We start from the raw sequence: 25,100 nt of genomic DNA on the forward strand, positions 1-25,100 counted from the left end.
TACGCTGTGTGGGTGGAAGGAGAAAAGAATGAAAAGAACGGTTTTCATCGTCGGCCTCGGCTTGATAGGCGGCTCGATTGCGCTCGCCATTCGCAAAGAACATGACGTGCATATTCGGGGCTTTGATATTTCACAACAACAAGTAAAAATGGCTTTATCGCTCCAGGTGATTGATGAGGCCGCTCCTTCGCTGGAAGAAGGAGTCAAGGACGCCGATCTGATTATTTTCGCGACTCCGGTTATGAAAACAGAGGAGCTTATTCAGGAACTGGCCGGCTATGCCTTGCAAGCCGGGGCGATTATTACGGATGTCGGCAGCACGAAGAAGCGTATTGTAAAACAGGCTGACTGCCTGACGGCAAAAGGGGTGACCTTTATCGGTGGTCACCCGATGGCCGGCTCTCATAAAAGTGGGGTTGAAGCGGCGAGGGCTCATTTATTTGAGAACGCCTTTTATATTTTAACCCCGGCTGAAGGCACGGACTTCAGACAGATCATTCAGCTGCAAAACTGGCTGAAGGGAACGAATGCGACGTTTATCGAGCTGACAGCAGAGCAGCATGACCGGCTCGCCGGTGCGATCAGTCATTTTCCTCACATCGTAGCGGCGAGCCTTGTTCATCAAGTCGCGAAAATGGACGGGGATGAGCCGCTTGTCTCGCGTCTTGCCGCCGGCGGATTCCGCGATATTACGAGAATTGCCTCGGCGAGTCCGACGATGTGGCGTGACATTTTACTACATAATAAGGAAAGCCTGCTGGAACTGCTCTCTTCGTGGACAACGGAGATGAATGAAGTCAGAGCGATGATTGAAGCGGAGAATGCGGTCGACATTTTTGCCTATTTCGAACAGGCAAAAGCGTTTCGCGATGGATTACCGGCACGTGAAAAAGGCGCGATTCCGGCTTTTTATGATTTATTTGTCGACGTACCGGATCATCCTGGTGTCATTTCAGATGTGACAAGCATTCTCGCCCAGCATGAAATTAGCATAACGAATATCCGGATTTTGGAGACGCGTGAAGATATTATGGGGGTGCTGCGTTTAAGCTTCCGTTCGGAAGAGGATCGGCAGCGGGCCCAGGTTCATCTGCAGCAGGCGATGTATGAGACGTATATGATGTAAGGAGGAAGGCGAATGAGTACAGCACATGTTGAGCAGGCGGGAAATGGTTTAACAGGCTCGATTCGAGTGCCTGGAGATAAATCGATTTCCCACCGGGCGGTGATGTTTGGAGCGATCGCGGAAGGAAGGACGACAGTCGACGGCTTTCTGGCTGGAGAAGATTGCTTAAGCACGATTGATTGCTTTCGGAAATTAGGAGTAACGATTGAGCAGGAAGGCGAAAAGGTTACGATCGAAGGGAAAGGCTGGGACGGCTTGCAGGAGCCGGAAGAGATTTTAAACGTTGGCAATTCAGGTACGACAACCCGGCTGATGCTCGGTATTCTGGCGACGAGACCGTTTCATTCAGTGATTATTGGTGACGATTCGATTGCGAAGCGGCCGATGGGACGCGTGACGGAACCGCTGCGGGAAATGGGGTCGATCATCGACGGACGCGACAACGGCCGGTTTACGCCTCTGTCGATCCGGGGCGGACAGACAAAAGGGATTTCGTTTCAGTCGAAGGTGGCGAGCGCCCAGGTGAAATCGGCGATTTTGCTTGCCGGCTTGCAAAGTGAGGGTGTGACATCTGTCACTGAACCGGCGCTCTCCCGCGATCATACAGAACGGATGCTGACGGCATATGGCGTCGAAGTGCAGCGTGAAGGATTGACCGTTTCTGTGAAAGGCGGGCAAAAGTTGACCGCCCAGCATATTACCGTGCCCGGGGATATTTCCTCAGCGGCGTTTTTCTTAGCTGCGGCGGCGATTGTTCAGGATAGTCATATTACACTCGAAGGAGTGGGAATGAATCCGACCCGTTCCGGCATTATTGATGTGCTGCAGCAGATGGGCGCGTCGATCACGCTTCACAACGAGCAGGTCGTTGGCGGCGAGCCGATTGCCGATCTTGAAATGAAGACATCGGCCTTGAAGGGAATCGAAATCGGCGGCGAGTTGATTCCGCGCCTGATTGACGAGATCCCGGTCATCGCTGTTCTTGCGACACAGGCCGAGGGCAAAACCGTCATCCGCGATGCGGAAGAGTTAAAAGTTAAAGAGACGAACCGGATTGATACGGTTGTCAGTGAGCTGAAAAAGCTAGGAGCTAAGATCGAAGCGACGGAAGATGGAATGATCATTGAAGGAAGAACGGCGCTGAAAGCAGCTACTGTGAGCAGCTATGGCGATCATCGGATTGGAATGGCGATGGGTATTGCGGCGTTAATCGCCGAAGGCACGATGACCATTGAGCGCAGCGAAGCGATCGCCGTCTCATATCCAACTTTCTTCGAGCACATTGACGAGCTGCTTCGTGCTAAATAAAATTTTTCGCTATAAAAGGAAGACGGTGGCGTGTTCTGTACATGGAAGTGCAGCACACGCCGCTTCAGGTTGTACATCGCCAAGTCAAACATAAAAAAAGCCCTTGATTTGGAAACGTAAGCGTTTTCAAATCAAGGGTTAGCAAAAGCTAAAAGTTGTATGGATAGGAGTGGAGAGAAACCATACGCTTAACTTTATTATAAACGCTTACATAAAGAAGTCAATAGGGAAAATAAATAATTTTAAAAAAAGAAACCGCGCTGCGACTTTTCTGAAAAAGACATGCTAAATTGCCTCCTCCCTTCATAGCTTGGTTATAACAAGATTGAAAGGGGAGTAGCGACATGTATTTGCTCGATCGTGCGGTGCACCGTAATGGAGATTCGTTGCAATCTCGTTCTTATTTAATTGAAGATGGACAAGTTCGCTATGTGACGGGAAATTTCAAAAAGTGGAAGCGGATCAGAAGCGTATTGGAGGGGATTGCTCTTGAACCGGGGAGGGTAATGGCAGCAAACCGGCTGCTCGACGCTGCCAATTTTACAAGTTTCCGCGAGCAGCAGGCCGCCTTAATTGAAAAAGGCTGTACGACTGTCGTCGTTTTACCCGAAGCTGCTTATGAACGGCAGTTGGAAGCGACTTTGAAGCGTGCCAAGCATGCGCTGGCGAGCAGTACGCTAGACTATGTGATCGGTCTTTCAATTCCCCTCACTCTTCTCCGTTCCTCTGTTTTACGCCGTTGTCAAAAAATGAAAATTCCACTTCTCCAAATCAAGCTTACTTCATGCCGTCAGCTGCAGGAATTGCCGTGGAGTCATCTTGCCCAAACGTTAATGAGCTATCCGATCCTGCTAATTCCGTCTGTCGATGAACATGTTGCGGAGCAGCAAATGCTGCTGGACGTCTGGGAGCAATGCTGTGAACATTATCATCTTCACACTGCACCGCCTTTGCTTGAGGAAGCGCCATGGACAAAATCTCTGCTGCAAAAATCTGGCCTTTATCCGGAAAAGGGAGTTCTGCTCCATGGTAGCGACGCCGACTATTTGCTTTTTGCGCCGGAAGATCAAGGCGGAACGGTTGCAAGAAAAGACGGATTTGTTTATCATGATAACAATCCGAGCATCGTTGTCGTCAGAGGGCAGATTATAAAGGAAAATCAGACGACTGTCGGCAAGCCGGGCTACGGTCGTTATTTGCAAATCAAACGGCCGGGACGTTTTTTAGCGATAGAAGATGCAACATAATCCATTAAAGAAGGTAGTAGGGACGACCCATTTTACCGTGATAGAACAGGAAAACAGCAAAAGATGGCGAACCCATCTGTAAAGAGGAGAGTAGTACGAGAATAGGAGCAGATAAGATGGAAGCGATGAAAGAGGTTTGGAAGCTGATTGAAGCAGGGGAAATTGAGCAGGGCTTACGCCAGCTTGCTGAGCTTGAGCGTGAAGCTGACCATCAGACAAAATATGAAATTGCAGAAGTGTACCACGAGCTGGGTCATATCGAACAAGCGAAGGCAATAATTGAAGAACTGCTTCAGCTCTATCCTGATGAAGGCAGTTTGTACGCCCTGGCGGCTGAACTGCTGATTGATCTCGATGAAGAAGATGAAGCGATTGAAATGCTGCTTGAAATTGAAGAAGACGATGAAGCCTTTTTGCAGGCGCAGCTGCTGCTCGCTGATTTGTATCAGATGCAGGCGCTTGACGAAGTCGCTGAGCAAAAGCTGCTGCTGGCGGCAAAAAAGGCTCCGGATGAACCGATTATCTCTTATGCGCTTGGGGAATTGTATATAGAGCGTGGCGACTATCAGAAAAGCATCCCTTATTTTAAAAAGGCCGTCCACTCGGCCGATCCGATTCCCGATTCCAACATCGAGCTGAAGCTTGCCGAAGCCTACAGCGCCAGTGGTCAATTTGAAGACGCGCTTGCCTATTATCAAATCGGCGTAAAAAAGCGGCTTGATCCAAACGGCTTATTCGGCTATGGCTTTACCGCCTTTCAGCTCGGTGATATGGTCGTCGCTATCGAGCAGCTGGAAGCGCTGAAAGCGCTCGACCCTGACTTTTCAAGTGTGTATCCATTGCTGGCCAAGGCTTATGAAGCCGAGGGCCGGCTTGATGAGGCACAGGAGACACTTGAAGCCGGATTTAAAATAGATGAACATAACGACCAATTGTATCTTCATGCCGGCAAGCTTTGCTTTAAACGGCAGCAGCCTGCGGATGGCGAGCATTTTTTACGGCAGGCAATTGCCTTGAACCCGGGGAACATTGAAGCAGTCCAGACGTTAGCCGCTTATTTAAGGCATAGTGAGCAATTTGATGAGCTGCTGGAGCTGGTGTCGCATATCCGTTCGTTTGGCGAAGAGGATGCGATGTTTACCTGGTATGAAGCAACGGCGCTGCGGGAACTCGAGCAGTACGAAGAGGCTGCCGGGCGCTATGCGGAGATTGAAGGATTTTATCAGGAAGATCCCGACTTTCTTGAAGAGTACGCCGCCTTTTTGCTTGAGGACGGGAAGCGGCCTGAGGCGAAAGCTTATTACAAAAAGCTGCTGCAAATACAGCCTGAAAGAAGCGATATTGAAGAGCTGCTTGCAGATTTAGAATCCGATTCGTAAAAACGGAAAGGATTTCACCTTCTGTTGGCGAATAGGAACAGTATACATGTCTTCGACAGGCATTTGCTAGAAGAATAAGGAGGGATAAAGGATGGACAGTATCGTTTCCGTTGTGGAAAAAAAGGAGTTTTTACGGGGATTCCTACAGCAATTTGAATTGAAACGTCGAGAGTGTGCGTGGTTGCTTAATTATTTAATGAGCGACGACCAGATTATGGAACGCGTGCACTTTGTGGAAAAAGCTGCCCATACACCAAAGGCCCTGATTATTTCTACAAAAGGAGTTGACACGATTCCTTTTTCTTTTCATAAGCAGAAGCATATTACGACAGACGCGGAAAAAGCTTTTCACGATATTCGTTTAAATCAGACTGAGGATATTTACATTGAGCTTCATTTTAGCGGTGCGAAGCAATACCCTCCTTTTTTATCTGTCTTAGAGGATAATCCTTATGTTCCGGAGAACCTTGAGCTGGCAGAAGCGTTTCAGCACGAGGCGGAGAAGCTGCTTGAACGCTCGATACGAAGCTTTAAGCGCAAGCAGTTATTACAGGCGATCGACGAAGCCTTGGATAAAGGGGATGAAAGCGGGTTCCACCGCCTTGTGCAAGAGCTGGAGCAGTATCAAAAGTAATGGGGCGACAGGCTGTTGTCTGTCCTCCATTACGTTTACAACAGGAATTGCAGGGAAGGAACGATTGTGATGAAATGGCAGACAAAAGAAATGGATACATATTTGCAGGCGAAGGAGTATGTGGATACAGCCCTTATTCCGCTTGTGCCGATTTCCTGGAAGGATGAAGTGAAGTCAACAGTCGCGATGGGAGAATTTATTTCGATGATTGCCCATGAAGTCGAACGTCAGTTTCACGGAAGAGTGGTGCATTTTCCTTCCTTTACTTATTTGAAAGCTGAGGAAATGACAGCGCGCCTTGAGCGGCTTGGAAGCTGGATCACGGAATTAAAAGCGGGGGGCGTCGCGCATTTTATTTTCTTAACATCGGACGGAGAATGGAAGACGAATGAAAGCGAAATGGAAGGGCTGCTCACATGGCTGCCGACGATTCCATTGGAGCATCTTGAGGAAAGCTACAAAAGAGAAATCATCGCCGATCAGCTGAAGCAGCTGATTCCGATTTTGACAAAAAAATGGCAGGAAAGCTAGCTTTCCTGCTTTTTGTTCTGTCTGATGATTCTTAATCCGATAAAAACATTCAACCCAGCCAGAAGTAAAAATAAGAGAAAGAACATTTCTCCATAGGCGACGACGGCTCCAATCAGCCAAAGCATCGCCATAATGAAATAAACAAAGCTGATCAGCGGAATTTTTTGCGACTTCAATCCGATCCCTCCTCAAGCGCTACTATAGCAGAGTTTATTCGAATGGGGAAGGGAGGCGTCAGAAATGCCGTTCTGCTAAAGTGAGCTGCGTATTTTTAGCGTCTCAGCGTTTTTTGCCCAGCATCCTTTTAAAGAAGATTTGTTAAAAAAGTGAAAAGTGAGGAAGGATAGAAAAGCCGGGGTTTGTTTGAACCTTTGTTGAAAATATGCCGAATTTGTGCCAATTCATGTATTATCTTGCACATTAAGTTCGGATGTATTATCATGGGTATGTCCTAGTATAATTGTGTTTATTATGTGCCCTGAATTGGGTTTACCTTATTGTGTAAGGGGGGAAAATGAGTGAGCGAAAAAGATCACAAAGTATCAAGACGTCAATTTTTAACGTACACATTAACGGGTGTTGGCGGTTTTATGGCGGCGGGAATGATTATGCCGATGGCCCGGTTTGCACTTGATCCTGCTTTGAAAGCGGGAGCGGAGTCGGATAGTGTATATGTATGTGAAGTGTCGGAGCTGACAGAAGAACCGCAAAAGTTCCCGATAGTGTTTAACCAGGTTGATGCTTGGTACGAATCGGAAGTTTCCCGGGATGCGTACATCTATTTGGATGGGGATGAGATAGTTGCCCTCTCACCGGTATGTACTCATTTAGGCTGTACTGTGACATACGGTCATAACGATAAGCCGGACGGATTCCGCTGTCCGTGCCATTTTGGGCTGTTTGAGAAAGACGGTACGAATGTGCCTGGTACACCGCCGCAGCGTCCTTTGGATGTCTACGAAGTGACGGTGGAAGACGGAAAAGTTTACTTAGGTCAAATTAATCAGCGAACATAAGGAGGGGCGTAATCGATGCTTCAAAAAATTTACGACTATGTTGATGAGCGTCTAGATATTACGCCTATGTGGCGCGATATTGCTGACCATGAAGTTCCTGAGCACGTTAACCCTGCTCATCATTTTTCGGCGTTTGTTTACTGTTTCGGGGGGTTAACCTTCTTTGTCACAGTGATTCAAATTCTGTCCGGGATGTTCTTGACGATGTACTATGTGCCGGATATTATTAACGCTTATCAATCAGTAGCATACTTACAACAGGAAGTTGCCTATGGGGTCATCGTTCGTGGGATGCACCACTGGGGAGCTAGTTTAGTTATTGTCATGATGTTTTTACACACATTGCGTGTTTTCTTTACGGGTTCGTATAAGAAGCCACGTGAATTAAACTGGGTAGTCGGTGTCCTTATTTTCTTCGTTATGCTCGGTTTAGGATTTACAGGTTACCTGCTGCCATGGGATATGAAAGCGTATTTTGCGACTGTAGTAGGCCTTCAAATTGCTGAAAGTGTACCGATTATCGGTGGCTTCGCCAAAACATTACTCGCTGGGGGAGAAGTCATTGGAGCGTCGACGCTTGCGCGTTTCTTTGCGATTCACGTATTCTTCTTACCGGCTGCATTGCTAGGTCTTTTAGCGGCTCACTTCTACATGATCCGTAAGCAAGGTATTTCCGGACCGTTGTAAGAGTCGGACAAATACACGGCTTGACAAGATAAGCCTGTTGACTAATAGAAAAGTTGAAAAGGAGGGAACGAGATGGAACGTGGTAAAGGAATGAAGTTTGTCGGTGACTCTCGTGTCAAGGCAAACAATCGCAAAGCGAATATTCCAAAAGACTACTCCGAATATCCAGGAAAAACAGAAGCGTTCTGGCCGAACTTCCTCTTGAAAGAGTGGATGGTTGGAGCTGTATTCCTAATGGGATACCTTCTTTTAACGGTTGCGCATCCAGCCCCGCTCGAGCGTATGGCGGATCCGACAGACTCTGGATATATTCCATTACCGGACTGGTACTTCTTATTTTTGTATCAGCTACTTAAATATCAATATGCTTCTGGTGACTACAATGTCATCGGAACAGTTGTTATCCCAGGGCTTGCATTTGGAGCGTTATTGCTGGCGCCATGGCTCGATACTGGGAAAGAGCGCCGTCCATTAAAGCGTCCGATCGCATCTGGAATGATGATGCTTGCTTTAATTGCGACGATTTACTTAACTTGGGAATCTGTCGATCAGCATGACTGGGAAGCTGCCGCTGAACAAGGGGCAATCCAGGAGGAAGCTGATATTAATATGGAAGCGCAAGGCTATGAAATATACACTTCGCAGGAATCATGTATCGGCTGTCACGGCGATACAATGGCCGGTGGAGCAGGTGGTCCGAGCTTACTAGAGACGGAAAAAACACCTGAAGAGGTTATGGACACGATCGTTAACGGTCAAGGTGCGATGCCAGGAGGTTTATTCGAAGGTTCTGAAGAAGAGCTTCAAATCCTTGCTGAATATATCGCTGCGCACGGTCAGCCTGAAGAATAAAAGCACCTGAAAAGACGGGATGTTTTAAAAGGTTTGAAAGTCGCCTTTTGAGACATCCCCTTTTCTGTCGCTACCAGATAAACTCTATAAAGAAAAAAGGTAGGATCGAACAATGCTACATGCTCTTTTGCGCTTATTTGGAAAGAAACCGATGCTGATCATGCTGCTCTTGATCAACATTCCCGGAACGATTTACGGCTATATGTGGTACAGCTCGCAACTCGCCCGTACACCGGATATTTTTCTCCCGTTTGTGCCGGACAGCCCGACAGCAAGCCTCTTTTTTGTCTTTGTCCTGATCGCTTTTTTGCTCGGACGCAATTGGCCGCTTATTGAAGCGCTTGCAGCGGTCACGCTAATTAAATACGGCATTTGGGCTGTGGCGATGAACCTCGCTGCCGGTTATGTCGGTGATCCATTGAATTGGCGCCATTATATGCTGATTTTTTCTCATGCCGGGATGGCGTTGCAGGCTGTGTTATACGCCCCTTATTACCGGATCAAGCCTTGGCATCTTGCTATAGTCGCTGTCTGGACATTGCATAATGACATTATTGATTATGTGTTCATGATGCATCCGACTGTGTCATACGGACTGATGCCGTATATCACGCAGATTGGCTATTTTACATTTTGGCTCAGTATTTTCTCGCTTCTAACTGTTTACGCTTTAGCGGTTCGCAAACAAGCCCTTCGTCTTGAAATTGAGCGCTAGGTCGCAATTTCGCCTTTTCTTGGTCTACTCTTGTCCCATCGTACATAGGATGAGAGTAGAAAAAAGGGGGGACGGATGATGCGTCAACTAGTGCTTATTTTTTTAGCTGTTTGTTTGCTGATTAGTCCAGTGCATGCCGAGACGGATGAGGAGTCATCTCTACATAGATGGAAGGAATTAAATCATACATCGGACCAGGTTCTGCAGCTGGTCAAAGCGGAAAAGTACGAGGAAGCAAAGCAATTGCTGGATTATTTTTCACGCAACTTTTTAGAGGTTGATTTCCAGGCAGAAGGGATCACGATGAGCGCGTTACGCACCGTAACATTGACGTTTGAAAAAGCGGAGGAAGCGGTGACGGCAGCTGATTTACCGGTTGAAGAACGGATTCATGCCATCACCTCGTTCCGTTTAGCGGTTGACGCATTGACGAGCGAACACCATCCGCTCTGGCTGCAAACGGAACAAGCGGTGATGCAGGCGTTGACGAAAATGCGGGAGACGGTTGTCGCCCGCGACCAGCAGGCTTATCAGCATCGCCTTAATGAGTTTCTCCGTCATTATCAAATGATCCGTCCAGCACTGTTCATTCATTTGGAGCCCCCGCTTTTGCAGCGGATTGAATCGCAAATCACCTTTCTCGAAAAACGAAGAACGGAGCCGTTGGAGCCTGACGCGCTAACTGCGCATTTGACGATGATGGAAGAGGAATGGCAGAAGCTCTATCAGCAGGTGAAGGAAGACAGTGCCGACCCGTCTCTATGGTGGGTGATGTTTACCATTGGTGGAATGATTGTGCTTTCACTCTCTTATGTCGGCTGGAAAAAGTACCGCGCTGAAAAAAGCAAAGTGAGAATGAAGGAATAATGTGTCGGAATTGTGAAAACGCTTGTGCGGCAAGGAATTGAGGGGTGTTTTGTTTGACTTTCAACATAGCTGACTTTAGAATAATAATTAAATAATAGACTACAGAGGTGACTGCAAAATATGGGTTTTTTGATTTACTTCATTCTGCTTCTGATCATTCCAATTTGGGCTCAAATGAAGGTGAAGAGCGCCTATCGCAAGTATTCGCAAGTCCCGGCATCTTCTGGAATGACCGGAGCACAGGTTGCTCGAAAAATCCTCGATGACAACGGACTGTTTAATGTGAGAATTGAGGAAGTACGCGGGCAATTAACCGATCACTACGATCCGCGTTCAAAGGTCGTGCGTTTATCGAGTGACAATTACCACGGCACGTCTGTCGCCGGTGCGGCTGTCGCTGCCCATGAAGTCGGCCATGCGATGCAGGACGCCGAAGATTACGCGTTTCTTCGCTTCCGTCACGCGCTCGTCCCGGTAGCCGGTTTTGGTTCCAATGCTTCGTTCTTTTTAATTCTTGCAGGGATTCTATTTCAGGCTTCCGGACTTCTTCTGCTCGGGATTGTCGCGATGGCGGCAGCGGTGCTTTTTCAAGTTGTCACCCTTCCTGTCGAGTTTAACGCGAGCAACCGCGCGATGGAGCAAATCGTCTCAGTTGGCGTAATCCGCAATGATGAAGAGCGGGAAACGCGAAAAGTGCTGAATGCGGCTGCGCTCACATATGTAGCCGGCGCGCTCGTCGCCTTGATGGAGCTTATCCGTTTTATCCTGATGTATGTCGGGATGAACAACGACGACTAAGCCGAAAGAAAATAAGCCGTTTGTTTGCGGCTGGAGGCTGGGACTGAAGTCGAAGTGGAGAGGCTTAGGCAAAAGGGAAAAGCACCCTTTTGTCTAAGCTTTTTTTATGGAGCTGTTTTAGGGGAGGTGTAAAAAGGAAATGCAACCTTTTTGCACCTCCCTTTTCAATGCTCGAGCGGCTGCTTGTTTTCGTCGAGAGTGAACCCCTCGCCGATGACATCCTGGACGTCGTTGACCGTAACGAAGGCGTGCGGGTCGATTTTCTCGACTAGTGTTTTCAGGCGGATGAGTTCATTGCGTCCGACTACACAGTACAGCACCTCCCGCTCACTGTTTGTGAAGCTTCCTTTGCCTTTCAAAAGTGTGGCACCGCGATCCATTTCCTTGGCGATCGCCTCGGCAATTGCCTTACTGTGGTCGGAAATGATGAAAGAAGCCTTGGCGGAATAAGCGCCCTGCTGAATAAAGTCAATTACTTTCGCCGCAATAAAGACGGCGACGAGCGTATACATCGCCTCGCGATAATTCAAATAAATGAGCGAAGATGTAATAACGGCCGCATCAAAGATGAACATCGTTTTTCCCATGCTCCAGCCGAGGTAGCGGAAGCCCAGTTTGGCGATAATATCAACACCGCCAGTCGTCCCCCCATAGCGAAAGACAATCCCCAGTCCGACACCGATAAACACGCCGGCAAAAAGGGCGGCCAGCGTCATATCATCGCGTAGCGGAATGTGAATCAGCTGAACACGCTGAAAAAGCTCGAGAAACAGAGAAACGCTGAAGGTGCCGATCAAGGTGTAAATAAACGTTGTTCTCCCGAGGATTTTCCAGCCGATGAAAAAGAGCGGAATGTTCAACAGCAAATTTGAAATCGCCGGATTAAATTGAAAGACAAAATAAAGGATAAGTGTGATTCCGGTAAATCCGCCGTCGGCCAAATTATTTTCCATGTTAAAATAAACGAGCCCGAAGGATAAAATCGCCGAACCGAGAATAATAAATAGACTGTTTTTTACTTTTTTGCGCATAGAATAAAGTGTGCCTCCTTTGAGGAATGAAATCAGGCCAAAAGGAAAATATCCCCTATTATAGTCAGTATCACATTTTTTTTGCAAATGAAACATTAAGATTTGTCAAAATCGTCCTGATTCGCTAACATGAATGAGTAGGAATGTGAGGTGACGACAGCATTGAAGCAAAAAACGATGGAGGACATGCAAAAACAAGTTGATGATTATATCGGTCAATTTAAAGAAGGCTATTTCAGCCCGCTCGCTTTACTGGCAAGAATGAGTGAAGAGGTGGGTGAACTGGCGCGAGAAGTGAATCATGTCTATGGAGAAAAACCAAAAAAAACAACGGAAGAACAGCGTTCCATGGAAGAGGAAATGGGGGACGTCCTCTTTGTTCTAATCTGTTTTGCAAATTCATTACATATTGATTTAGAAGAGGCATTTGACCGCGTCATGAATAAGTTTGAGACTCGCGATCATGACCGTTGGACAAGAATAGAAGAAGAAGGTGTCAGAGATGAGTAAAGTAAAGATTGTTATTGCCGGCCCGCGCGGCAACATGGGAAAAGAAGCGGTGAAAATGGTCGAAGCGACGGACAGCTTTGAGCTGGTCGCTGCCGTTGATTCGAAGCATGACCAAATGCGATTATCGGAGATTGGCGAATTCGCAGCAATAGACGTTCCTGTTTATACAGATATGGAGCAGTGCTTCAGTGAGCACGAGCCGGATGTGCTAATTGATTTGACCGCGCCGGCTTTCGGGCGCAAGCATATGGAGCTGGCATTCGCCCATGGCGTACGTCCGGTCGTCGGGACGACCGGCTTCTCGGAAAGCGATATTTCGAGCTTACGGGCGATTGCCGAAGAAAAACAGCTTGGGGCGATTATTGCGCCGAATTTTGCAATCGGGGCGATTCTGATGATGAAATTTGCGAAGATGGCTGCCTATTATTTACCGGATGTCGAGATTATTGAACGTCATCATGACCGCAAGCTGGATGCGCCTTCCGGTACGGCTGTCAAAACGGCTGAGCTGATTAAGGAGGTTCGCGCGCAAAAGCAGCAGGGTCACCCTGAGGAGCATGAGGATCTCGCCGGGGCGCGCGGAGCCGACTATGACGGCATGAAAATTCACAGCGTGCGTCTACCGGGACTTGTCGCCCATCAGGAGGTCATTTTCGGCGGGGAAGGCCAAACGTTGACGATCCGCCATGATTCCTTGAACCGGGCCTCGTTTATGCCGGGAGTGAAGCTGGCGGTTGAGACCGTTCTTCAGCTCGATACGCTTGTCTACGGATTAGAACATATTATTGAATAAAGGGAGAGAGAAGCTTATGAGAATCGCGCTCATTGCTCATGATAAAAAGAAAGAAGAAATGGTACAGTTTGCCACTGCTTACCAGGCTGTACTGGCGAAGCATGAGTTATACGGAACCGGAACGACGGGGACGCGGATTATGGAAGCGACCGACCTGAAAGTAATCCGCTTTAAATCAGGTCCGCTTGGAGGGGATCAGCAAATTGGCGCGCTAGTGGCGGAGAACAAGTTTGACTTGATTTTATTTTTCCGCGACCCGCTAACGGCCCAGCCTCATGAACCAGATGTTTCAGCATTGATCCGGCTTTGTGACGTAAGACAGGTGCCTCTGGCGACAAATCTTGGAACGGCGGAAATTTTGATCAAGGGGTTGGAGCGGGGCGATTTCGCATGGCGTGAACAGGATAGCGATGATGAGTCAGGCAACACTTGATCTTCTCGCTTTTGGTGCTCATCCCGACGACGTCGAAATCGGCATGGGAGCGACATTGGCGAAGTACGCCGCCGCCGGCTACCGCGTCGGCATATGCAATTTGACGAAGGCCGAGCTTTCGTCAAATGGAACGGTCGAGCTACGCCAACAGGAGGCTGAGCAAGCCGCTGGCATTCTCGGAGTGAGCGAGCGCATTCAATTAAGCTTTGCTGATCGCGGATTGAAGCTGGCCGGCTATGAGCAGCTTGAGGAGCTTGTATCGGTCATTCGCCGCTACCGTCCAAGGCTGATCTTTTCGCCGTATATGGTCGACCGCCACCCTGATCACGGCGCCTGCAGCGAGCTGGTGAAAGAGGCGGCGTTTAATGCCGGGATTCACCGCTACCGCTGCAAGGAGAGCTTGCCTGCTTTTCGTCCGGAGGCTCATTATTTTTATTTCATTAACGGCTATGAGCATCCTGATTTTGTCCAGGAAACAACCGCTTTTATGGAGAAAAAAATACAGGCGCTGTCCGCCTATGAAAGCCAGTTTACAAACCGTGGGCAGGCGGTTGCGACCCCGCTTACAGATGGCTACATCACAACGGTCGAGGCGCGTGACCGGCTTTTCGGTAAGGAAGCCGGCGTACCTTTTGCCGAAGGGTTTATGAGCGGTCGGCCGCTGCTGCTTGGCGATTTGCTGGCTGGAAAGGAACTGAGGGATGAAGCTGAAAATCGGAATTAGCTGTTACCCGACAGTAGGCGGCTCCGGCGTGATTGCGACTGAGCTTGGGAAGCTGCTGGCGGAGCGCGGACATGAGGTGCATTTTATTACGTCAAGCATGCCGTTTCGGCTTGATCGCGTCTATCCGAACATTTTCTATCATGAGGTGGAAGTCAACCAATATTCGGTTTTTCAATACCCGCCATATGATTTGACGCTGGCCAGTAAAATGGCCGAAGTCGCCAAGCGTCAGAAGCTTGATTTGATTCATGTTCATTACGCCGTTCCCCATGCGATTTGCGCGATTTTGGCGAAGCAAATGGCCGGCTATGATCTGAAAATTATGACGACGCTCCACGGCACAGATATTACCGTACTTGGCTACGACCCGTCACTGAAGGATATTATCCGCTTTGGCATCGAGCAGTCTGATATGGTAACAGCTGTTTCCCATGATTTAGTGAAACAAACGTGTGAGCTGATTCAAACGGATAAACAGATTGAAACGGTCTATAATTTCATTGATGAACGGGTTTATACAAAACTTGATGTGGAGGAGCTGAAGCGGCATTATCATATTGCCGCGGATGAGCGGGTGCTGATTCACATTTCAAATTTCCGTCCGGTCAAGCGTGTCCCGGATATTGTTCGCAGCTTTGCTGAAATCGTCAAGCAGGTCAAGGCGAAATTATTATTGATCGGCAATGGACCTGATTTACAGGTGGCGAGAGATCTTGTCAAATCGCTCAAGCTTGAAGACCAGGTGCTGCTGCTTGGAAATCAGAAGCATATTGCAGAGCTGCTGTCGATGAGTGACTTAATGCTGTTGCTTAGTGAAAAGGAGAGCTTCGGCTTAGTCGCGCTTGAGGCAATGGCCTGTGGCGTACCCGTGATCGGCACGAACACAGGCGGTATTCCTGAAGTGGTGATTGATGGGGAAACCGGCTATTTATGCGAGGTCGGCGATATTGAATGCGTCGCACACCGCGCTCTGACTTTGCTCGAGGACGAGGAGCGGTATCAGACGTTTTCAAAAAAAGCGATGGAGCGCGTTGCCGCAACATTCCATTCCCAACTCATAGTCTCCCGCTATGAGCAGCTTTATCAGCAAATGCTTGAGAATATGGCATGAAGGAAAAGAGGAAATAAGATGCAAAGCGCGTGGAAGGAAGCCTTACATCTCATTCAAACATTAGAGCGCCACGGCTATCAGGCTTATATCGTCGGTGGCGCTGTTCGTGATTGGCTGCTTGCCAAAAATAGTGCTGATATCGATCTTGTAACTTCTGCCCGGCCGGAGGAGCTTGAGCAGGTTTTTGCGAAAACCTTTCAGATGAACACCGCCCATCAGACGGTCATCGTCCGTTCAAATGGTCACTTGTTTGAAGTGACGACGCTGCGCGGCGAGACGATCGAAGAAGATCTGTACCGGCGCGATATGACGATTAACAGCATCGCGCTGACTGCTGATGAAGCGGTGCTTGATCCGGCCGGAGGGCGCAAGGACCTCGAGCTCGGCAGGCTGCGCTCGGTTGATCCGCAAATCCGGATGACGGAGGACCCGTTGCGGATGCTGCGCGTTTACCGGTTTGCGAGTCAGCTCGGCTTCGTGATTGACGGGGAGCTGCAGGAGGTCATTCAGCACAATAAAGAGAAAATCCGGCAGACAGCTGTTGAACGGATCACGAAGGAGTGGCTGAATCTGTTAAAGGGAAAAGCGCGTACCGCGGCGCTCGCTGACCTGCGCCGGTCGGGGCTGCACCACGAACTGCCTGGTCTTTCAATAACTGAGGATCAGCTTGAGGCTCTCGCTAAGCTGCCGAGCTTTGAAGGAGCGGATGAAGCGCTCGTCTGGACCGCTTTTTTTCTCTGCCAAGGGGAGACGGAGGTCAATCCTGGCAGTCTGGCGCTTTCGAAAGCATCTGCACGGGCGATTCGTAAGCGGCTCTCTTATTTTCAACTGCGTCGCGAGAAAAGCTGGTCGCCGTATGAGCTATATAGCGCTTCTCTTGAAGTGGCGCGCGATGTGGAAAGGCTGCGGAGCTGGTTCGGTTATCCGGATGAAGCAGACGAGACGCTGCAGGCGATCTGGGACGGGCTCGTCTTGAAGCAGAAGAGCGACCTCGCGATCACCGGTCATGATTTGTTACAGGCGGGAAGAAAGCCTGGACCATGGCTCAAGCAGGAGCTGGAATGGGCCGAACGGGCCGTGCTCTCCGGACGTTTGCAAAATGACCGCCGGCAGATTATCGCGGCGCTTGAGGAAAGGAGGGAGACCGAATGAAAGAAGCATTGTTGAAAATCTTCGCCGAGCATGAAGGGCAATTTCTATCAGGGGAGAAGATCAGTCAGCAGCTTGGCTGCTCGCGCACGGCGATTTGGAAGCATATTGATGAACTGCGGAAAAACGGCTATCAGCTTGAATCAGCACCGCGCAAAGGCTACCGGCTTGTTTCCAAGCCTGATGATATTCAGCCGCATGAAGTGAAGGTCAGCTTGCAAACGAAGCGGCTCGGCCAGGAGCAAACCTATTATGAAGCGGTATCGTCGACGCAGTCAATCGCTCACCGTCTTGCCCAGGAAGGGGCGCGGGAAGGGCATCTCGTTCTTGCCAATGAGCAGACCGCCGGAAAAGGGCGGCTCGGACGGAAATGGTATTCCCGTGCCGGCTCAACAATTTCAATGAGTCTGATCCTGCGACCTGAGCTTCCACCGCAGCGCACCCCGCAGCTGACATTGCTGGCCGCTGTTGCCGTCGTCCGGGCGCTCAGACAGCAAACAGGGATCGACTGTTCGATTAAATGGCCGAATGATATTTTGATTAATGGCAAAAAGCTCGTCGGTATTTTGACGGAAATGCAGTCAGAACCGGACGTTGTGCATTCTGTCATTGTCGGCATCGGTATCAATGTCAACCAAAAACCGGCTGATTTCGCTGATGAAATTGAACAGGTAGCAACGTCATTGGCAATCGAAAAAGGCGAAAGTATCAAGCGGGCGCCATTAATCGCGGCGATTCTGAATCAATTTGAAGTGTTGTACGAGCTCTATATCAGCTCGGGCTTTTCGGCGGTCCGTTCTCTCTGGGAGGCGCATTCGATCAGCATCGGAACGTATCTTTATGCGCGGACGATGAAGGAAGTCATTTACGGCTACGCCGAGGGAATCACCGATGAAGGAGCGCTTTTATTAAAAGATCAAGCGGGTAAAACCCATCAGATCTACTCAGCTGATATCGAAATTGCTTCCCACCCGACGTAACTTTCTGTTATACTTTTGATGAAATGGGCAGTATCGTCAAGAACTGCACCAACACTTAAAGGCTAATCGGATAAATGATCTGCCTTGATCCATGTTGGACTAGGACAGAGGGATTCAGCTGGCTATCAGACGCAATTTCGCCGTGGCGGAATCGCTTCTTTCACATGAGCATCCTTCTTCCCTGATTGTGAAGTGGGATTTTTTTGTGTCGTCTGGCTGAAGCTCTCCTTTTAAAAAAAGGAGGAAAACGAATGAAAACGACTGCTGGATTAAGAAAAATGAAGGAAAACAAGGAAAAAATTACGATGATGACGGCTTATGATGCGCCATCGGCAAAGCTCGTCGAGCAGGCTGGAATGGATATGATTCTTGTTGGCGATTCGCTTGGAATGGTCGTCCTCGGCTATGATTCGACGATTCCGGTCACAACGGAAGACATGCTGCTGCATAGCAGGGCAGTGAGACGGGGAGCAAGAGATACCTTCGTTGTCGTTGACTTTCCTTTTTTATCATATCAAACCGATCGGACGGAAGCATTCCGCTATGCGCAAAGAGTGATGCAGGAAGCAGGCGCCAATGCTGTCAAGCTTGAAGGGGCGGGGGAAGCCGTGATGACGCTTGTCGAGGAGCTTACCGCAGCTGGCGTCCCAGTAATGGGTCACTTAGGGTTGACTCCGCAATCGGTTGAGGTGCTCGGTGGCTACCGCGTTCAGGGGAAGAGCCGGGAAGCAGCGGAACAATTACTGGCTGACGCCAAAGCGCTTGAGACAGCAGGCGCCTTCGCCCTCGTTGTCGAGTGCGTACCGGAGCCGGTCGGCGCGCTGCTAAGTGAAACGTGTCAAATTCCGATCATCGGCATTGGCGCCGGGGTACAGACGGATGGCCAGGTCCTCGTTTATCATGATGTCCTCGGCTATGGCGATGTTCACGTCCCTAAATTTGTCAAGCGTTATGCGGAGCTTTCCCCAGTGATTGAAGACGCGTTGAAAGCGTATGTTCATGACGTAAAGGAAGGGATCTTCCCCGGGGAAGAACACCGGTTTACAATGAAGGAAGAAGAGCTTGCTGCTCTGTATGGAGGAAGCAAGTAATGAAAATTGTCGAGACGATTTCCGCCATCCGTGAAGAAGTACGCAAGCTAAAAGCAGAAGGCCGCTCGATCGGCTTAGTTCCGACAATGGGCTTTTTACATGAAGGTCATCTCAGTTTGATTGAAGCGGCGCGGGCCAAGCATGATGTTGTGGTGGTGAGTATATTTGTCAATCCGTTGCAATTCGGTCCAAATGAAGATTTTGAGCGTTATCCGCGGGATCTCGACCGTGATGAGCGTCTTGCGCGAAATAGCGGTGTCGATATTCTGTTCTGCCCGCCAGTGGAGGAGATGTATCCCGGCGAAACGGCGATGACGATCCATGTTACAAAAGGGGTCGATGTGTTATGCGGAGCCAGCCGCCCGGGCCACTTTGACGGGGTTGCGACCGTGGTGATGAAGCTGTTTCAGCTGACTGCGCCGGATGAAGCGTTCTTTGGTCAAAAGGATGCGCAGCAGGTCGCAGTCATCATCAATATGGTCAGGACGTTTAACGTTCCTGTTAACATTGTCAGCTGTCCGACTGTACGCGAGGAGGATGGCCTCGCCAAAAGCTCGCGCAACGTTTATTTAACCGAACAAGAGCGGCAGGAAGCGTCATTTTTGTATCAGGCGCTGCGGAAGGCGGCTGAACGGGCACAAGCGGGAGAACACGACCGTGAACGGCTGCTTCAGTATCTAACCGGGCTGCTCGAGGGCGGCAGCGGAACGATTGATTATGTCGAGGCATTATCTTACCCTGCGCTTGAAAGACAGGAAAAGCTTGGAGGACGGATCATACTAGCCGTTGCGTATCACTATACAAAAGCTCGATTAATTGATAATATCATCATCGAGCTTGACAGAGAGGAGGCTTAGCTATGTTTCGGACTATGATGAAAGCAAAGATTCATCGCGCTCGCGTGACAGAGTCGAATCTTAACTATGTTGGCAGCATTACGATTGATGAGGATATTATGGATGCCGTCGATATTCTTGAAAATGAAAAGGTGCAAATTGTCAATAATAACAATGGTGCCCGCTTTGAAACGTATGTCATCAAAGGTGAAAGAGGAAGCGGCGTTCTCTGTCTAAACGGTGCGGCGGCCCGTCTCGTCCAGGAAGGGGATGTCGTGATCGTCATTTCCTACGCGCTCGTTCCTGAAGAAAAGGTGAAGTCGCACACACCGCGAGTGGCGATTATGGATGAAAACAATCAGATTGTCGAAATGTTACGTTCAGAGCCAGCTTCTACCGTGCTCTAATCCGCATATTCCCCTCTGTTTCGATGAACACTTTGATTAAAAAGCCATCGAGAGGAGGGGTTTTTTGATGGATTGGTTCACGTCGTGGCACGCTCTCTATCAACAAACAGAAAAGAAGTGGGCGTTTTTAAGCCCGAATGAACAAAAGAAGCAGCTGACCTATCTTGAAGAGACGGCCGGTACATTGCTTGATGAATGGACGCAAATGGATGAGCTCGTTCAGAAGCTGCGTGAGGAAGGGACAGAGCAAGGTGAACTTCCGCGTTATCAATCGACCGGCACGGTGTATTATCAGCTTGAGATGTTTACGAAAGCGGCCGAGACGTTGCAAACAGAGCAGGCCGGCGGGGATGAGGAGGATTTACGCCTGCTTTATACCGGGTTTGCTTTCCTTTTTGCCGAAAACGAGCAAAAAGCCCAGGAATTGTTTCTTTATCTCGTTCACGCTGCCCGAAAAAAAGTTTTTCAGCATTTTGCCTATATTGGTTTAGGCTGTATTCACGCCCGCCGCCAATGCTTTGAGGAAGCGATCGTCTGTTTTGAGCGGGCAAATCAGCTTATCACGACGGCGGATGTCGTGTATAATTTAGGCGTGTGTTATTACGTTCAAGAAGCGTTCCACCTAGCTGAAGCCTATTTTCTCGATTATATTGAGCAGGTGACCGAGGATGAAGAAGCTTACTTCTTTCTTGGCTGCTGCCAATGGTTGAAAGGGGACAAAGAAGCGGCCTGGGTCTCCTGGCTGACGAGCATTCATGTAGCGGAATCGACGACTTCTTTGCTCGCTCTGGCGCATGTCTGCGAATGGCATGGCTATCATCAAACGGCGGTCCACTGCTATAAGCGGATCCAGGAAAGTGAAGGCGTGGAGCAGAAGGTGCTTCATGGACTTGCCTGGAATTATGCCTTGACCGGAGAAGTAAAAAAAGCGATGGTGACGTTCCGAAAAGCATTGCAATTTGACCCATTCAATTCCGATATCCGTTCCTCGATCGGCTGGCTTGAGCAGAATTGGCCCGAGGAAGAATGGGGTTCGCTGCTCGGAGCGGGGAAGAACGGCTTGATTAATTGAGGTGCAATCCATGATAGAACAAGAAAAATATGTGGTCATCGATGTTGAAACAACGGGCCACTCTGTTAAAAAAGGAGACCGGATCATTCAAATCGGTGCTGTTGTGATTGAACAGGGAGAAATCGTCGAGACATTTTCTTCCTTCGTTAATCCCGGTATCCCGGTTCCACCATTTATTGAAGAATTAACAGGGATTTCTGACGAGCTGGTTGAACAGGCACCTTCTTTTCATAGCCTTGTCCCCGAAATTTTACGACTACTGGAAAACAGCGCGTTTGTCGCCCATAATGTCGATTTTGACCGTTCCTTTTTGGCTGAGCAGCTCGAGCTGGAGGGCTATCTCTTCCCTCCGGTTCCGTTGTTTGACACAGTGGAACTGGCGCGGATGCTATTGCCGAAACAGGAGGGCTATAAGCTGAACCAGCTCGCCGATCAGCTTGGCTTCGATCATGACCGGCCACATCAGGCCGACAGCGATGCCGAAGTGACGGCGACACTGTTTTTAACCTTATTACATAAATTAAAGCAACTCCCGCTTTTGACGCTGCAACAGCTTCAGCCATTTGCGAAAAGACTGAAGAGCGATCTAGAGCCGTTGCTCGCCCATTATATTAAGGAAAAGCTTGGACAAGGCAGTGATGACCAGCAGGAATTTGACTGCTTCCGCCAGCTCGCATTAAAAAGAGTGGCGCCGGAGGAAACGGATAAAGAGCAGCCGTTGGCAATAGATGAACTGTCGTTTCCCGATTTTTTCTCGACTTTCATGGAGGGAAAAATGAAGGAAGCCTTTCTTCATTATGAGCTGCGGCCGGGTCAGCGCCAGATGATGCAGGAGGTCGACGAAGCGTTTGAACAATGTCAGCACCTGCTCGTCGAAGCAGGAACCGGAACGGGCAAATCGCTCGCTTATCTTCTACCAGCGGCTTATTACGCTCACTCCACCGGTAATCCTGTCGTGATCAGCACGCAAACAATTCCCTTACAGGAGCAGCTGCTTGAGCGCGACTTGCCGCTCATTCGCCAGCTTCTGCCTTTTCCGGTAAAAGCGGCTTTGCTCAAAGGCAGGAGCCATTATTTGTGCCTGCGTAAGTTTGAGCAATCGTTACAATCGATTGAAACCGACAGCTATGACGTTATTTTAACGAAGGCGCTGCTGTTGATTTGGCTGACGGAAACTGAGAGCGGCGATGTCGAGGAATTAAATCTGCCATCCGGCGGAAAAGGTTTTTGGTATGAAGTCCAAAGTGACGCCGCCTCTGATTTAGGGAGATTCAGTCCGTGGTTTTCACGCTGCTTTTACCACCGGGCGCGGAGACGGGCGCAGGAGGCTGATCTGATCATTACGAATCACGCCTTGCTCTGTACCGATTTAACGAATGAGCAGCGGATTTTACCGTCTTATAGCCATGCTGTGATAGATGAGGCGCATCACTTTGAAGAAACGGCGAGCGACTATTTAGGAAACAGCGCTGATTATGTTACCTTTTCCTACTTGTTTCAGCGTCTCGGCGTGCAGCAGGATACGGGCATGATCGATACAGTGTTCGAGGTTGCCGAGAAGTATCAGCTTCCTTTTCCGAAGACGAAGAAGGAAGCCGAGCAGCTTCTCCTGACAGCCAAAGAAGAGGTTGATGAGCTGTTTCGGATGATTCACCAATTCGTGATGAACACGCGCCAGAAAAGCTCGACCGATATCGGTCGGATCCGTTACCGCTATTCAAGCTATGAGGAGGAGGGAACGACGTGGCAGGCGATTCTCGAATGCATGATGCGCGTTCATATGATGATCAAGGATGGCATCCATTTCTGCCGCGGGCTGTCTCAGCTGTTTCAGGAAAAGCAGGACGAGCTTTCCTACCCGGAGCGCGGTCTGCTTGCCGACTTTGAGCGGATCGTTGAAGCGCTGTATGAACAGGAGCAAAATTTGTACGAGCTGCTGCTGGAGTATGATCCGAATGTCGTCTACTGGATCGAGGTTGAGCCTCGTGGCGCGCGTAATGCTACCTTTTTATTCAGCAAGCCCGTCGATGTCGCCGAGCTGTTGGCCGATCAGTTTTTCGGAAAAAAGAAAAGCGTCATTTTAACCTCGGCGACCTTAGCGGTTAATGGTGTTTTTTCCTATCAGGAGAAACGGCTTGGTTTGGCCGACTTCGGCGTAAGACAACGGGTTATACCGTCACCTTTCTCCTATGAGAAGCAGGCCCGCCTGCTGCTGCCGTCCGATTTGCCTTCGATAAAGGATGTATCCGAAGAGGAATTTGCCGAGGAAGTGGCGGTAAAGCTTTGGCGAATCGCCGAAGTGTCCAGCGGGAAAATGCTCGTTCTGTTCACCTCATATGAAATGCTGAAGCGCGTTTTTCAGCATGTGAAGGACTTTAATCAATTTGGTAACTTGCAGCTGATTGGCCAGGGAGTGACGAGCGGCAGCCGGGCAAAATTAATGAAAATGTTTAAACAGAGCAGCGAGGCGATCTTATTTGGAACGAGCAGTTTCTGGGAAGGAATCGACCTCCCAGGTGAGCAGTTGCATACGCTCGTGATCGTCCGTCTGCCGTTTTCCCCTCCGGATCAGCCGCTGCAGCAGGCCCAATTTGAAAAGGCAAAAGAGGAGGGCTTGAATCCGTTTATGGATATTTCGCTTCCGCAGGCGATTATACGTTTTAAGCAAGGCTTCGGTCGTTTAATCCGGACGCAGTCCGACCGCGGCTGTGTCTTCGTCCTCGACCGGCGTATTTCCACAACGCGCTACGGGAAACAATTTATCCGTTCATTGCCGGAAGTGCCGGTTCATGAAGGAAAGCTTGAGCATTTATTAGAGCAGTTTGCTGATTTTCTCTGAGCAGACGAAGTATCCAACAGGGGCCAACGGACCACACTAAGGAAAGCTACTTAAAAGCTGCTGAAAAAGTTCGACTTTCATTTTTTCAGCAGCCTGAGAAAGATTTCCAGGAGGACGATTTTTATGAAACGGATACTTTTCGCTCTGCTCCTTGCCTTGATTCTTGCTTTCCTTGGTGAAGCACAAGGCTTGGCGCTTTCTGAAGACGGAACGGATGAGGCCGGGCTGGTGTTTTTTGATTTGCCAAACGGGGAAGCGACGTATCTCAGGCTGCCATCGCAAACCTCCTATTTAATCGGAACGGGGGCGGAGGATTCCTGGCCCGAATTAACACACAGGCTTAAGAAGCTGCAAATTCAAACAATAGATGTCCTCATTTTGCCGCGCTTTGACAAGGAATACAGCGCCAATGCCGAGCGGCTTTTCGAACAGTTTGAGGTGAAGAAGCTCGTCGTTCCGCAGGCCGGACTGACGCTGGCGGAAGCGCAGTTTGCTGAAGGTGACGAGCCGGAATTGATTGGCTGGGATCATGAAGCAGCCTATATCATCGAAGACCAGGTTCAGATTCAAACATTGCCGACCGGTCATGCCCTTCTTCCGTCATTGTCATTTGTCGTGTCTTTTTTCGACCGGCATCATTTTTTGTTTGCCGCCGAATCGAGTGAAAGCATTGAGGAAGCCTGGCTCAAGAAAAATCTTCCGGCAATGACCGGGCTGAAAGTGGCCGAATTTGGTGTCGGGGTCGAAACGACAGAACCGTTTTTGGATGCGATTGATCCACAGGTGGCGATTGTATTTTCGAAAAAGAACACGATTCCGAACGGCCAGCTGCTTGAACGCTTGCAGGAAACATGGATCGATACGTACCAAACAAGACAAAATGGATCTGTTATAATAAAATTGAATGAGGATGATTACCAGCTAGTGACGGCCCACTTTTGAGCTGGTGACGGTAAAAAGAACG

27 protein-coding genes are annotated in these 25,100 nt (G+C 49.2%); 25 read left to right on the forward strand and 2 right to left on the reverse strand.

What is annotated here, in order from left to right; all coding sequences use genetic code 11:
* Positions 1–28: 28 nt before the first annotated feature.
* The 6 genes from M3212_RS10620 to M3212_RS10645 all read left to right on the forward strand — a co-directional run bounded on the left by M3212_RS10620 (position 29) and on the right by M3212_RS10645 (position 6,225).
* On the forward strand, positions 29–1,126 hold the full coding sequence (locus tag M3212_RS10620) for a prephenate dehydrogenase (protein WP_251193946.1): 1,098 nt from the start codon (positions 29–31) through the stop codon (positions 1,124–1,126).
* A gap of 12 nt (positions 1,127–1,138) precedes the next feature.
* Positions 1,139–2,434: a 3-phosphoshikimate 1-carboxyvinyltransferase gene (gene aroA / locus M3212_RS10625; protein WP_251193947.1), complete on the forward strand. Its 1,296-nt coding sequence runs from the start codon at positions 1,139–1,141 to the stop codon at positions 2,432–2,434.
* 344 nt (positions 2,435–2,778) lie between these two features.
* Complete coding sequence (locus M3212_RS10630; protein ID WP_251193948.1) at positions 2,779–3,681, forward strand: hypothetical protein; 903 nt, start codon at positions 2,779–2,781, stop codon at positions 3,679–3,681.
* Positions 3,682–3,797: 116 nt separating this feature from the next.
* Positions 3,798–5,060, forward strand: coding sequence for a tetratricopeptide repeat protein (locus M3212_RS10635; protein WP_251193949.1), 1,263 nt, complete (start codon positions 3,798–3,800; stop codon positions 5,058–5,060).
* A gap of 91 nt (positions 5,061–5,151) precedes the next feature.
* The gene (locus tag M3212_RS10640; protein WP_251193950.1) at positions 5,152–5,694 is read left to right on the forward strand and encodes a ReoY family proteolytic degradation factor; all 543 of its coding nucleotides are present in this window, start codon (positions 5,152–5,154) and stop codon (positions 5,692–5,694) included.
* 69 nt (positions 5,695–5,763) lie between these two features.
* On the forward strand, positions 5,764–6,225 hold the full coding sequence (locus M3212_RS10645; protein ID WP_251193951.1) for a YpiF family protein: 462 nt from the start codon (positions 5,764–5,766) through the stop codon (positions 6,223–6,225).
* Here the strand turns inward: M3212_RS10645 and M3212_RS10650 are convergent.
* Positions 6,222–6,401 (reverse strand): hypothetical protein, encoded by a 180-nt coding sequence (locus tag M3212_RS10650; RefSeq protein ID WP_251193952.1) that lies wholly within the window; start codon positions 6,399–6,401, stop codon positions 6,222–6,224. The genes M3212_RS10645 and M3212_RS10650 overlap by 4 nt on opposite strands.
* Before the next feature lie 342 nt (positions 6,402–6,743).
* Here M3212_RS10650 and M3212_RS10655 point away from each other — a divergent pair, with 342 nt between their 5' ends.
* From M3212_RS10655 to M3212_RS10680, 6 genes are all read left to right on the forward strand, one after another.
* The gene (locus tag M3212_RS10655; RefSeq protein WP_251193953.1) at positions 6,744–7,241 is read left to right on the forward strand and encodes a Rieske 2Fe-2S domain-containing protein; all 498 of its coding nucleotides are present in this window, start codon (positions 6,744–6,746) and stop codon (positions 7,239–7,241) included.
* A 15-nt stretch (positions 7,242–7,256) separates the two neighbouring features.
* Positions 7,257–7,928, forward strand: a complete 672-nt coding sequence (gene qcrB, locus M3212_RS10660) for a menaquinol-cytochrome c reductase cytochrome b subunit (protein ID WP_251193954.1) — start codon at positions 7,257–7,259, stop codon at positions 7,926–7,928.
* Positions 7,929–8,000: 72 nt separating this feature from the next.
* A complete protein-coding gene (locus M3212_RS10665) occupies positions 8,001–8,780 on the forward strand; it encodes a menaquinol-cytochrome c reductase cytochrome b/c subunit (protein WP_251193955.1) in 780 nt (259 codons plus the stop codon).
* Between the two features lie 112 nt (positions 8,781–8,892).
* A complete protein-coding gene (locus M3212_RS10670; RefSeq protein WP_251193956.1) occupies positions 8,893–9,495 on the forward strand; it encodes a DUF1405 domain-containing protein in 603 nt (200 codons plus the stop codon).
* A 75-nt stretch (positions 9,496–9,570) separates the two neighbouring features.
* The gene (ypjB, locus tag M3212_RS10675) at positions 9,571–10,362 is read left to right on the forward strand and encodes a sporulation protein YpjB (protein WP_251193957.1); all 792 of its coding nucleotides are present in this window, start codon (positions 9,571–9,573) and stop codon (positions 10,360–10,362) included.
* Positions 10,363–10,482: 120 nt separating this feature from the next.
* Positions 10,483–11,160 carry a zinc metallopeptidase gene (locus tag M3212_RS10680; protein WP_251193958.1) on the forward strand — a complete coding sequence of 226 codons (678 nt, stop codon included), beginning with the start codon at positions 10,483–10,485 and terminating at the stop codon, positions 11,158–11,160.
* Positions 11,161–11,324: 164 nt separating this feature from the next.
* Here the strand turns inward: M3212_RS10680 and M3212_RS10685 are convergent, their stop codons facing one another.
* Positions 11,325–12,191, reverse strand: a complete 867-nt coding sequence (locus M3212_RS10685; RefSeq protein WP_251193959.1) for a YitT family protein — start codon at positions 12,189–12,191, stop codon at positions 11,325–11,327.
* Between the two features lie 177 nt (positions 12,192–12,368).
* On the opposite strand from M3212_RS10685, the gene M3212_RS10690 reads away from it, so the two are divergent.
* From M3212_RS10690 to M3212_RS10750, 13 genes are all read left to right on the forward strand, one after another.
* A complete protein-coding gene (locus tag M3212_RS10690) occupies positions 12,369–12,701 on the forward strand; it encodes a nucleotide pyrophosphohydrolase (RefSeq protein WP_251194053.1) in 333 nt (110 codons plus the stop codon).
* Entirely contained in the window at positions 12,694–13,494 is an 801-nt protein-coding gene (gene dapB / locus M3212_RS10695; protein WP_251193960.1) for a 4-hydroxy-tetrahydrodipicolinate reductase, read from the forward strand. Before M3212_RS10690 ends, dapB begins: the two co-directional genes overlap by 8 nt.
* Before the next feature lie 16 nt (positions 13,495–13,510).
* Positions 13,511–13,927, forward strand: coding sequence for a methylglyoxal synthase (mgsA, locus tag M3212_RS10700; RefSeq protein ID WP_251193961.1), 417 nt, complete (start codon positions 13,511–13,513; stop codon positions 13,925–13,927).
* Positions 13,908–14,651, forward strand: coding sequence for a bacillithiol biosynthesis deacetylase BshB1 (gene bshB1, locus M3212_RS10705; RefSeq protein ID WP_434084044.1), 744 nt, complete (start codon positions 13,908–13,910; stop codon positions 14,649–14,651). Before mgsA ends, bshB1 begins: the two co-directional genes overlap by 20 nt.
* A complete protein-coding gene (gene bshA / locus M3212_RS10710) occupies positions 14,629–15,762 on the forward strand; it encodes an N-acetyl-alpha-D-glucosaminyl L-malate synthase BshA (RefSeq protein ID WP_251193963.1) in 1,134 nt (377 codons plus the stop codon). Before bshB1 ends, bshA begins: the two co-directional genes overlap by 23 nt.
* An 18-nt stretch (positions 15,763–15,780) precedes the next feature.
* The gene (locus tag M3212_RS10715; RefSeq protein WP_251193964.1) at positions 15,781–16,914 is read left to right on the forward strand and encodes a CCA tRNA nucleotidyltransferase; all 1,134 of its coding nucleotides are present in this window, start codon (positions 15,781–15,783) and stop codon (positions 16,912–16,914) included.
* The gene (locus M3212_RS10720) at positions 16,911–17,891 is read left to right on the forward strand and encodes a biotin--[acetyl-CoA-carboxylase] ligase (RefSeq protein WP_251193965.1); all 981 of its coding nucleotides are present in this window, start codon (positions 16,911–16,913) and stop codon (positions 17,889–17,891) included. Before M3212_RS10715 ends, M3212_RS10720 begins: the two co-directional genes overlap by 4 nt.
* Positions 17,892–18,142: 251 nt before the next feature.
* Complete coding sequence (gene panB, locus M3212_RS10725) at positions 18,143–18,982, forward strand: 3-methyl-2-oxobutanoate hydroxymethyltransferase (RefSeq protein WP_251193966.1); 840 nt, start codon at positions 18,143–18,145, stop codon at positions 18,980–18,982.
* Entirely contained in the window at positions 18,982–19,839 is an 858-nt protein-coding gene (panC, locus tag M3212_RS10730) for a pantoate--beta-alanine ligase (protein WP_251193967.1), read from the forward strand. Before panB ends, panC begins: the two co-directional genes overlap by 1 nt.
* A gap of 2 nt (positions 19,840–19,841) precedes the next feature.
* Positions 19,842–20,225: an aspartate 1-decarboxylase gene (gene panD, locus M3212_RS10735; protein ID WP_251193968.1), complete on the forward strand. Its 384-nt coding sequence runs from the start codon at positions 19,842–19,844 to the stop codon at positions 20,223–20,225.
* 67 nt (positions 20,226–20,292) lie between these two features.
* Positions 20,293–21,297 (forward strand): tetratricopeptide repeat protein, encoded by a 1,005-nt coding sequence (locus M3212_RS10740; protein WP_251193969.1) that lies wholly within the window; start codon positions 20,293–20,295, stop codon positions 21,295–21,297.
* A 10-nt stretch (positions 21,298–21,307) separates the two neighbouring features.
* Positions 21,308–24,136 (forward strand): ATP-dependent DNA helicase DinG, encoded by a 2,829-nt coding sequence (gene dinG, locus M3212_RS10745; protein ID WP_251193970.1) that lies wholly within the window; start codon positions 21,308–21,310, stop codon positions 24,134–24,136.
* 123 nt (positions 24,137–24,259) lie between these two features.
* Positions 24,260–25,078 carry a ComEC/Rec2 family competence protein gene (locus M3212_RS10750; protein ID WP_251193971.1) on the forward strand — a complete coding sequence of 273 codons (819 nt, stop codon included), beginning with the start codon at positions 24,260–24,262 and terminating at the stop codon, positions 25,076–25,078.
* The last annotated feature ends 22 nt before the right edge of the window (positions 25,079–25,100 follow it).

Source organism: Halalkalibacter oceani (assembly GCF_023715705.1).
Lineage (GTDB): Bacteria > Bacillota > Bacilli > Bacillales > Bacillaceae_D > Halalkalibacter > Halalkalibacter oceani_A.

Bases quoted from the DNA above. Each gene is read 5' to 3' on its own strand.
- M3212_RS10640 (WP_251193950.1), top strand. From the start codon at position 5,152: ATGGACAGTATCGTTTCCGTTGTGGAAAAAAAGGAGTTTTTACGGGGA.
- dinG (WP_251193970.1), top strand. From the start codon at position 21,308: ATGATAGAACAAGAAAAATATGTGGTCATCGATGTTGAAACAACGGGC.
- M3212_RS10750 (WP_251193971.1), top strand. From the start codon at position 24,260: ATGAAACGGATACTTTTCGCTCTGCTCCTTGCCTTGATTCTTGCTTTC.
- mgsA (WP_251193961.1), top strand. From the start codon at position 13,511: ATGAGAATCGCGCTCATTGCTCATGATAAAAAGAAAGAAGAAATGGTA.
- M3212_RS10740 (WP_251193969.1), top strand. From the start codon at position 20,293: ATGGATTGGTTCACGTCGTGGCACGCTCTCTATCAACAAACAGAAAAG.
- bshA (WP_251193963.1), top strand. From the start codon at position 14,629: ATGAAGCTGAAAATCGGAATTAGCTGTTACCCGACAGTAGGCGGCTCC.
- M3212_RS10685 (WP_251193959.1), bottom strand. From the start codon at position 12,191: ATGCGCAAAAAAGTAAAAAACAGTCTATTTATTATTCTCGGTTCGGCG.
- M3212_RS10630 (WP_251193948.1), top strand. From the start codon at position 2,779: ATGTATTTGCTCGATCGTGCGGTGCACCGTAATGGAGATTCGTTGCAA.
- M3212_RS10720 (WP_251193965.1), top strand. From the start codon at position 16,911: ATGAAAGAAGCATTGTTGAAAATCTTCGCCGAGCATGAAGGGCAATTT.
- aroA (WP_251193947.1), top strand. From the start codon at position 1,139: ATGAGTACAGCACATGTTGAGCAGGCGGGAAATGGTTTAACAGGCTCG.
- bshB1 (WP_434084044.1), top strand. From the start codon at position 13,908: ATGAGTCAGGCAACACTTGATCTTCTCGCTTTTGGTGCTCATCCCGAC.
- dapB (WP_251193960.1), top strand. From the start codon at position 12,694: ATGAGTAAAGTAAAGATTGTTATTGCCGGCCCGCGCGGCAACATGGGA.
- panC (WP_251193967.1), top strand. From the start codon at position 18,982: ATGAAAATTGTCGAGACGATTTCCGCCATCCGTGAAGAAGTACGCAAG.
- M3212_RS10715 (WP_251193964.1), top strand. From the start codon at position 15,781: ATGCAAAGCGCGTGGAAGGAAGCCTTACATCTCATTCAAACATTAGAG.
- M3212_RS10620 (WP_251193946.1), top strand. From the start codon at position 29: ATGAAAAGAACGGTTTTCATCGTCGGCCTCGGCTTGATAGGCGGCTCG.
- ypjB (WP_251193957.1), top strand. From the start codon at position 9,571: ATGATGCGTCAACTAGTGCTTATTTTTTTAGCTGTTTGTTTGCTGATT.
- qcrB (WP_251193954.1), top strand. From the start codon at position 7,257: ATGCTTCAAAAAATTTACGACTATGTTGATGAGCGTCTAGATATTACG.
- M3212_RS10690 (WP_251194053.1), top strand. From the start codon at position 12,369: ATGGAGGACATGCAAAAACAAGTTGATGATTATATCGGTCAATTTAAA.
- M3212_RS10635 (WP_251193949.1), top strand. From the start codon at position 3,798: ATGGAAGCGATGAAAGAGGTTTGGAAGCTGATTGAAGCAGGGGAAATT.
- M3212_RS10665 (WP_251193955.1), top strand. From the start codon at position 8,001: ATGGAACGTGGTAAAGGAATGAAGTTTGTCGGTGACTCTCGTGTCAAG.
- M3212_RS10645 (WP_251193951.1), top strand. From the start codon at position 5,764: ATGAAATGGCAGACAAAAGAAATGGATACATATTTGCAGGCGAAGGAG.
- panB (WP_251193966.1), top strand. From the start codon at position 18,143: ATGAAAACGACTGCTGGATTAAGAAAAATGAAGGAAAACAAGGAAAAA.
- M3212_RS10680 (WP_251193958.1), top strand. From the start codon at position 10,483: ATGGGTTTTTTGATTTACTTCATTCTGCTTCTGATCATTCCAATTTGG.
- panD (WP_251193968.1), top strand. From the start codon at position 19,842: ATGTTTCGGACTATGATGAAAGCAAAGATTCATCGCGCTCGCGTGACA.
- M3212_RS10670 (WP_251193956.1), top strand. From the start codon at position 8,893: ATGCTACATGCTCTTTTGCGCTTATTTGGAAAGAAACCGATGCTGATC.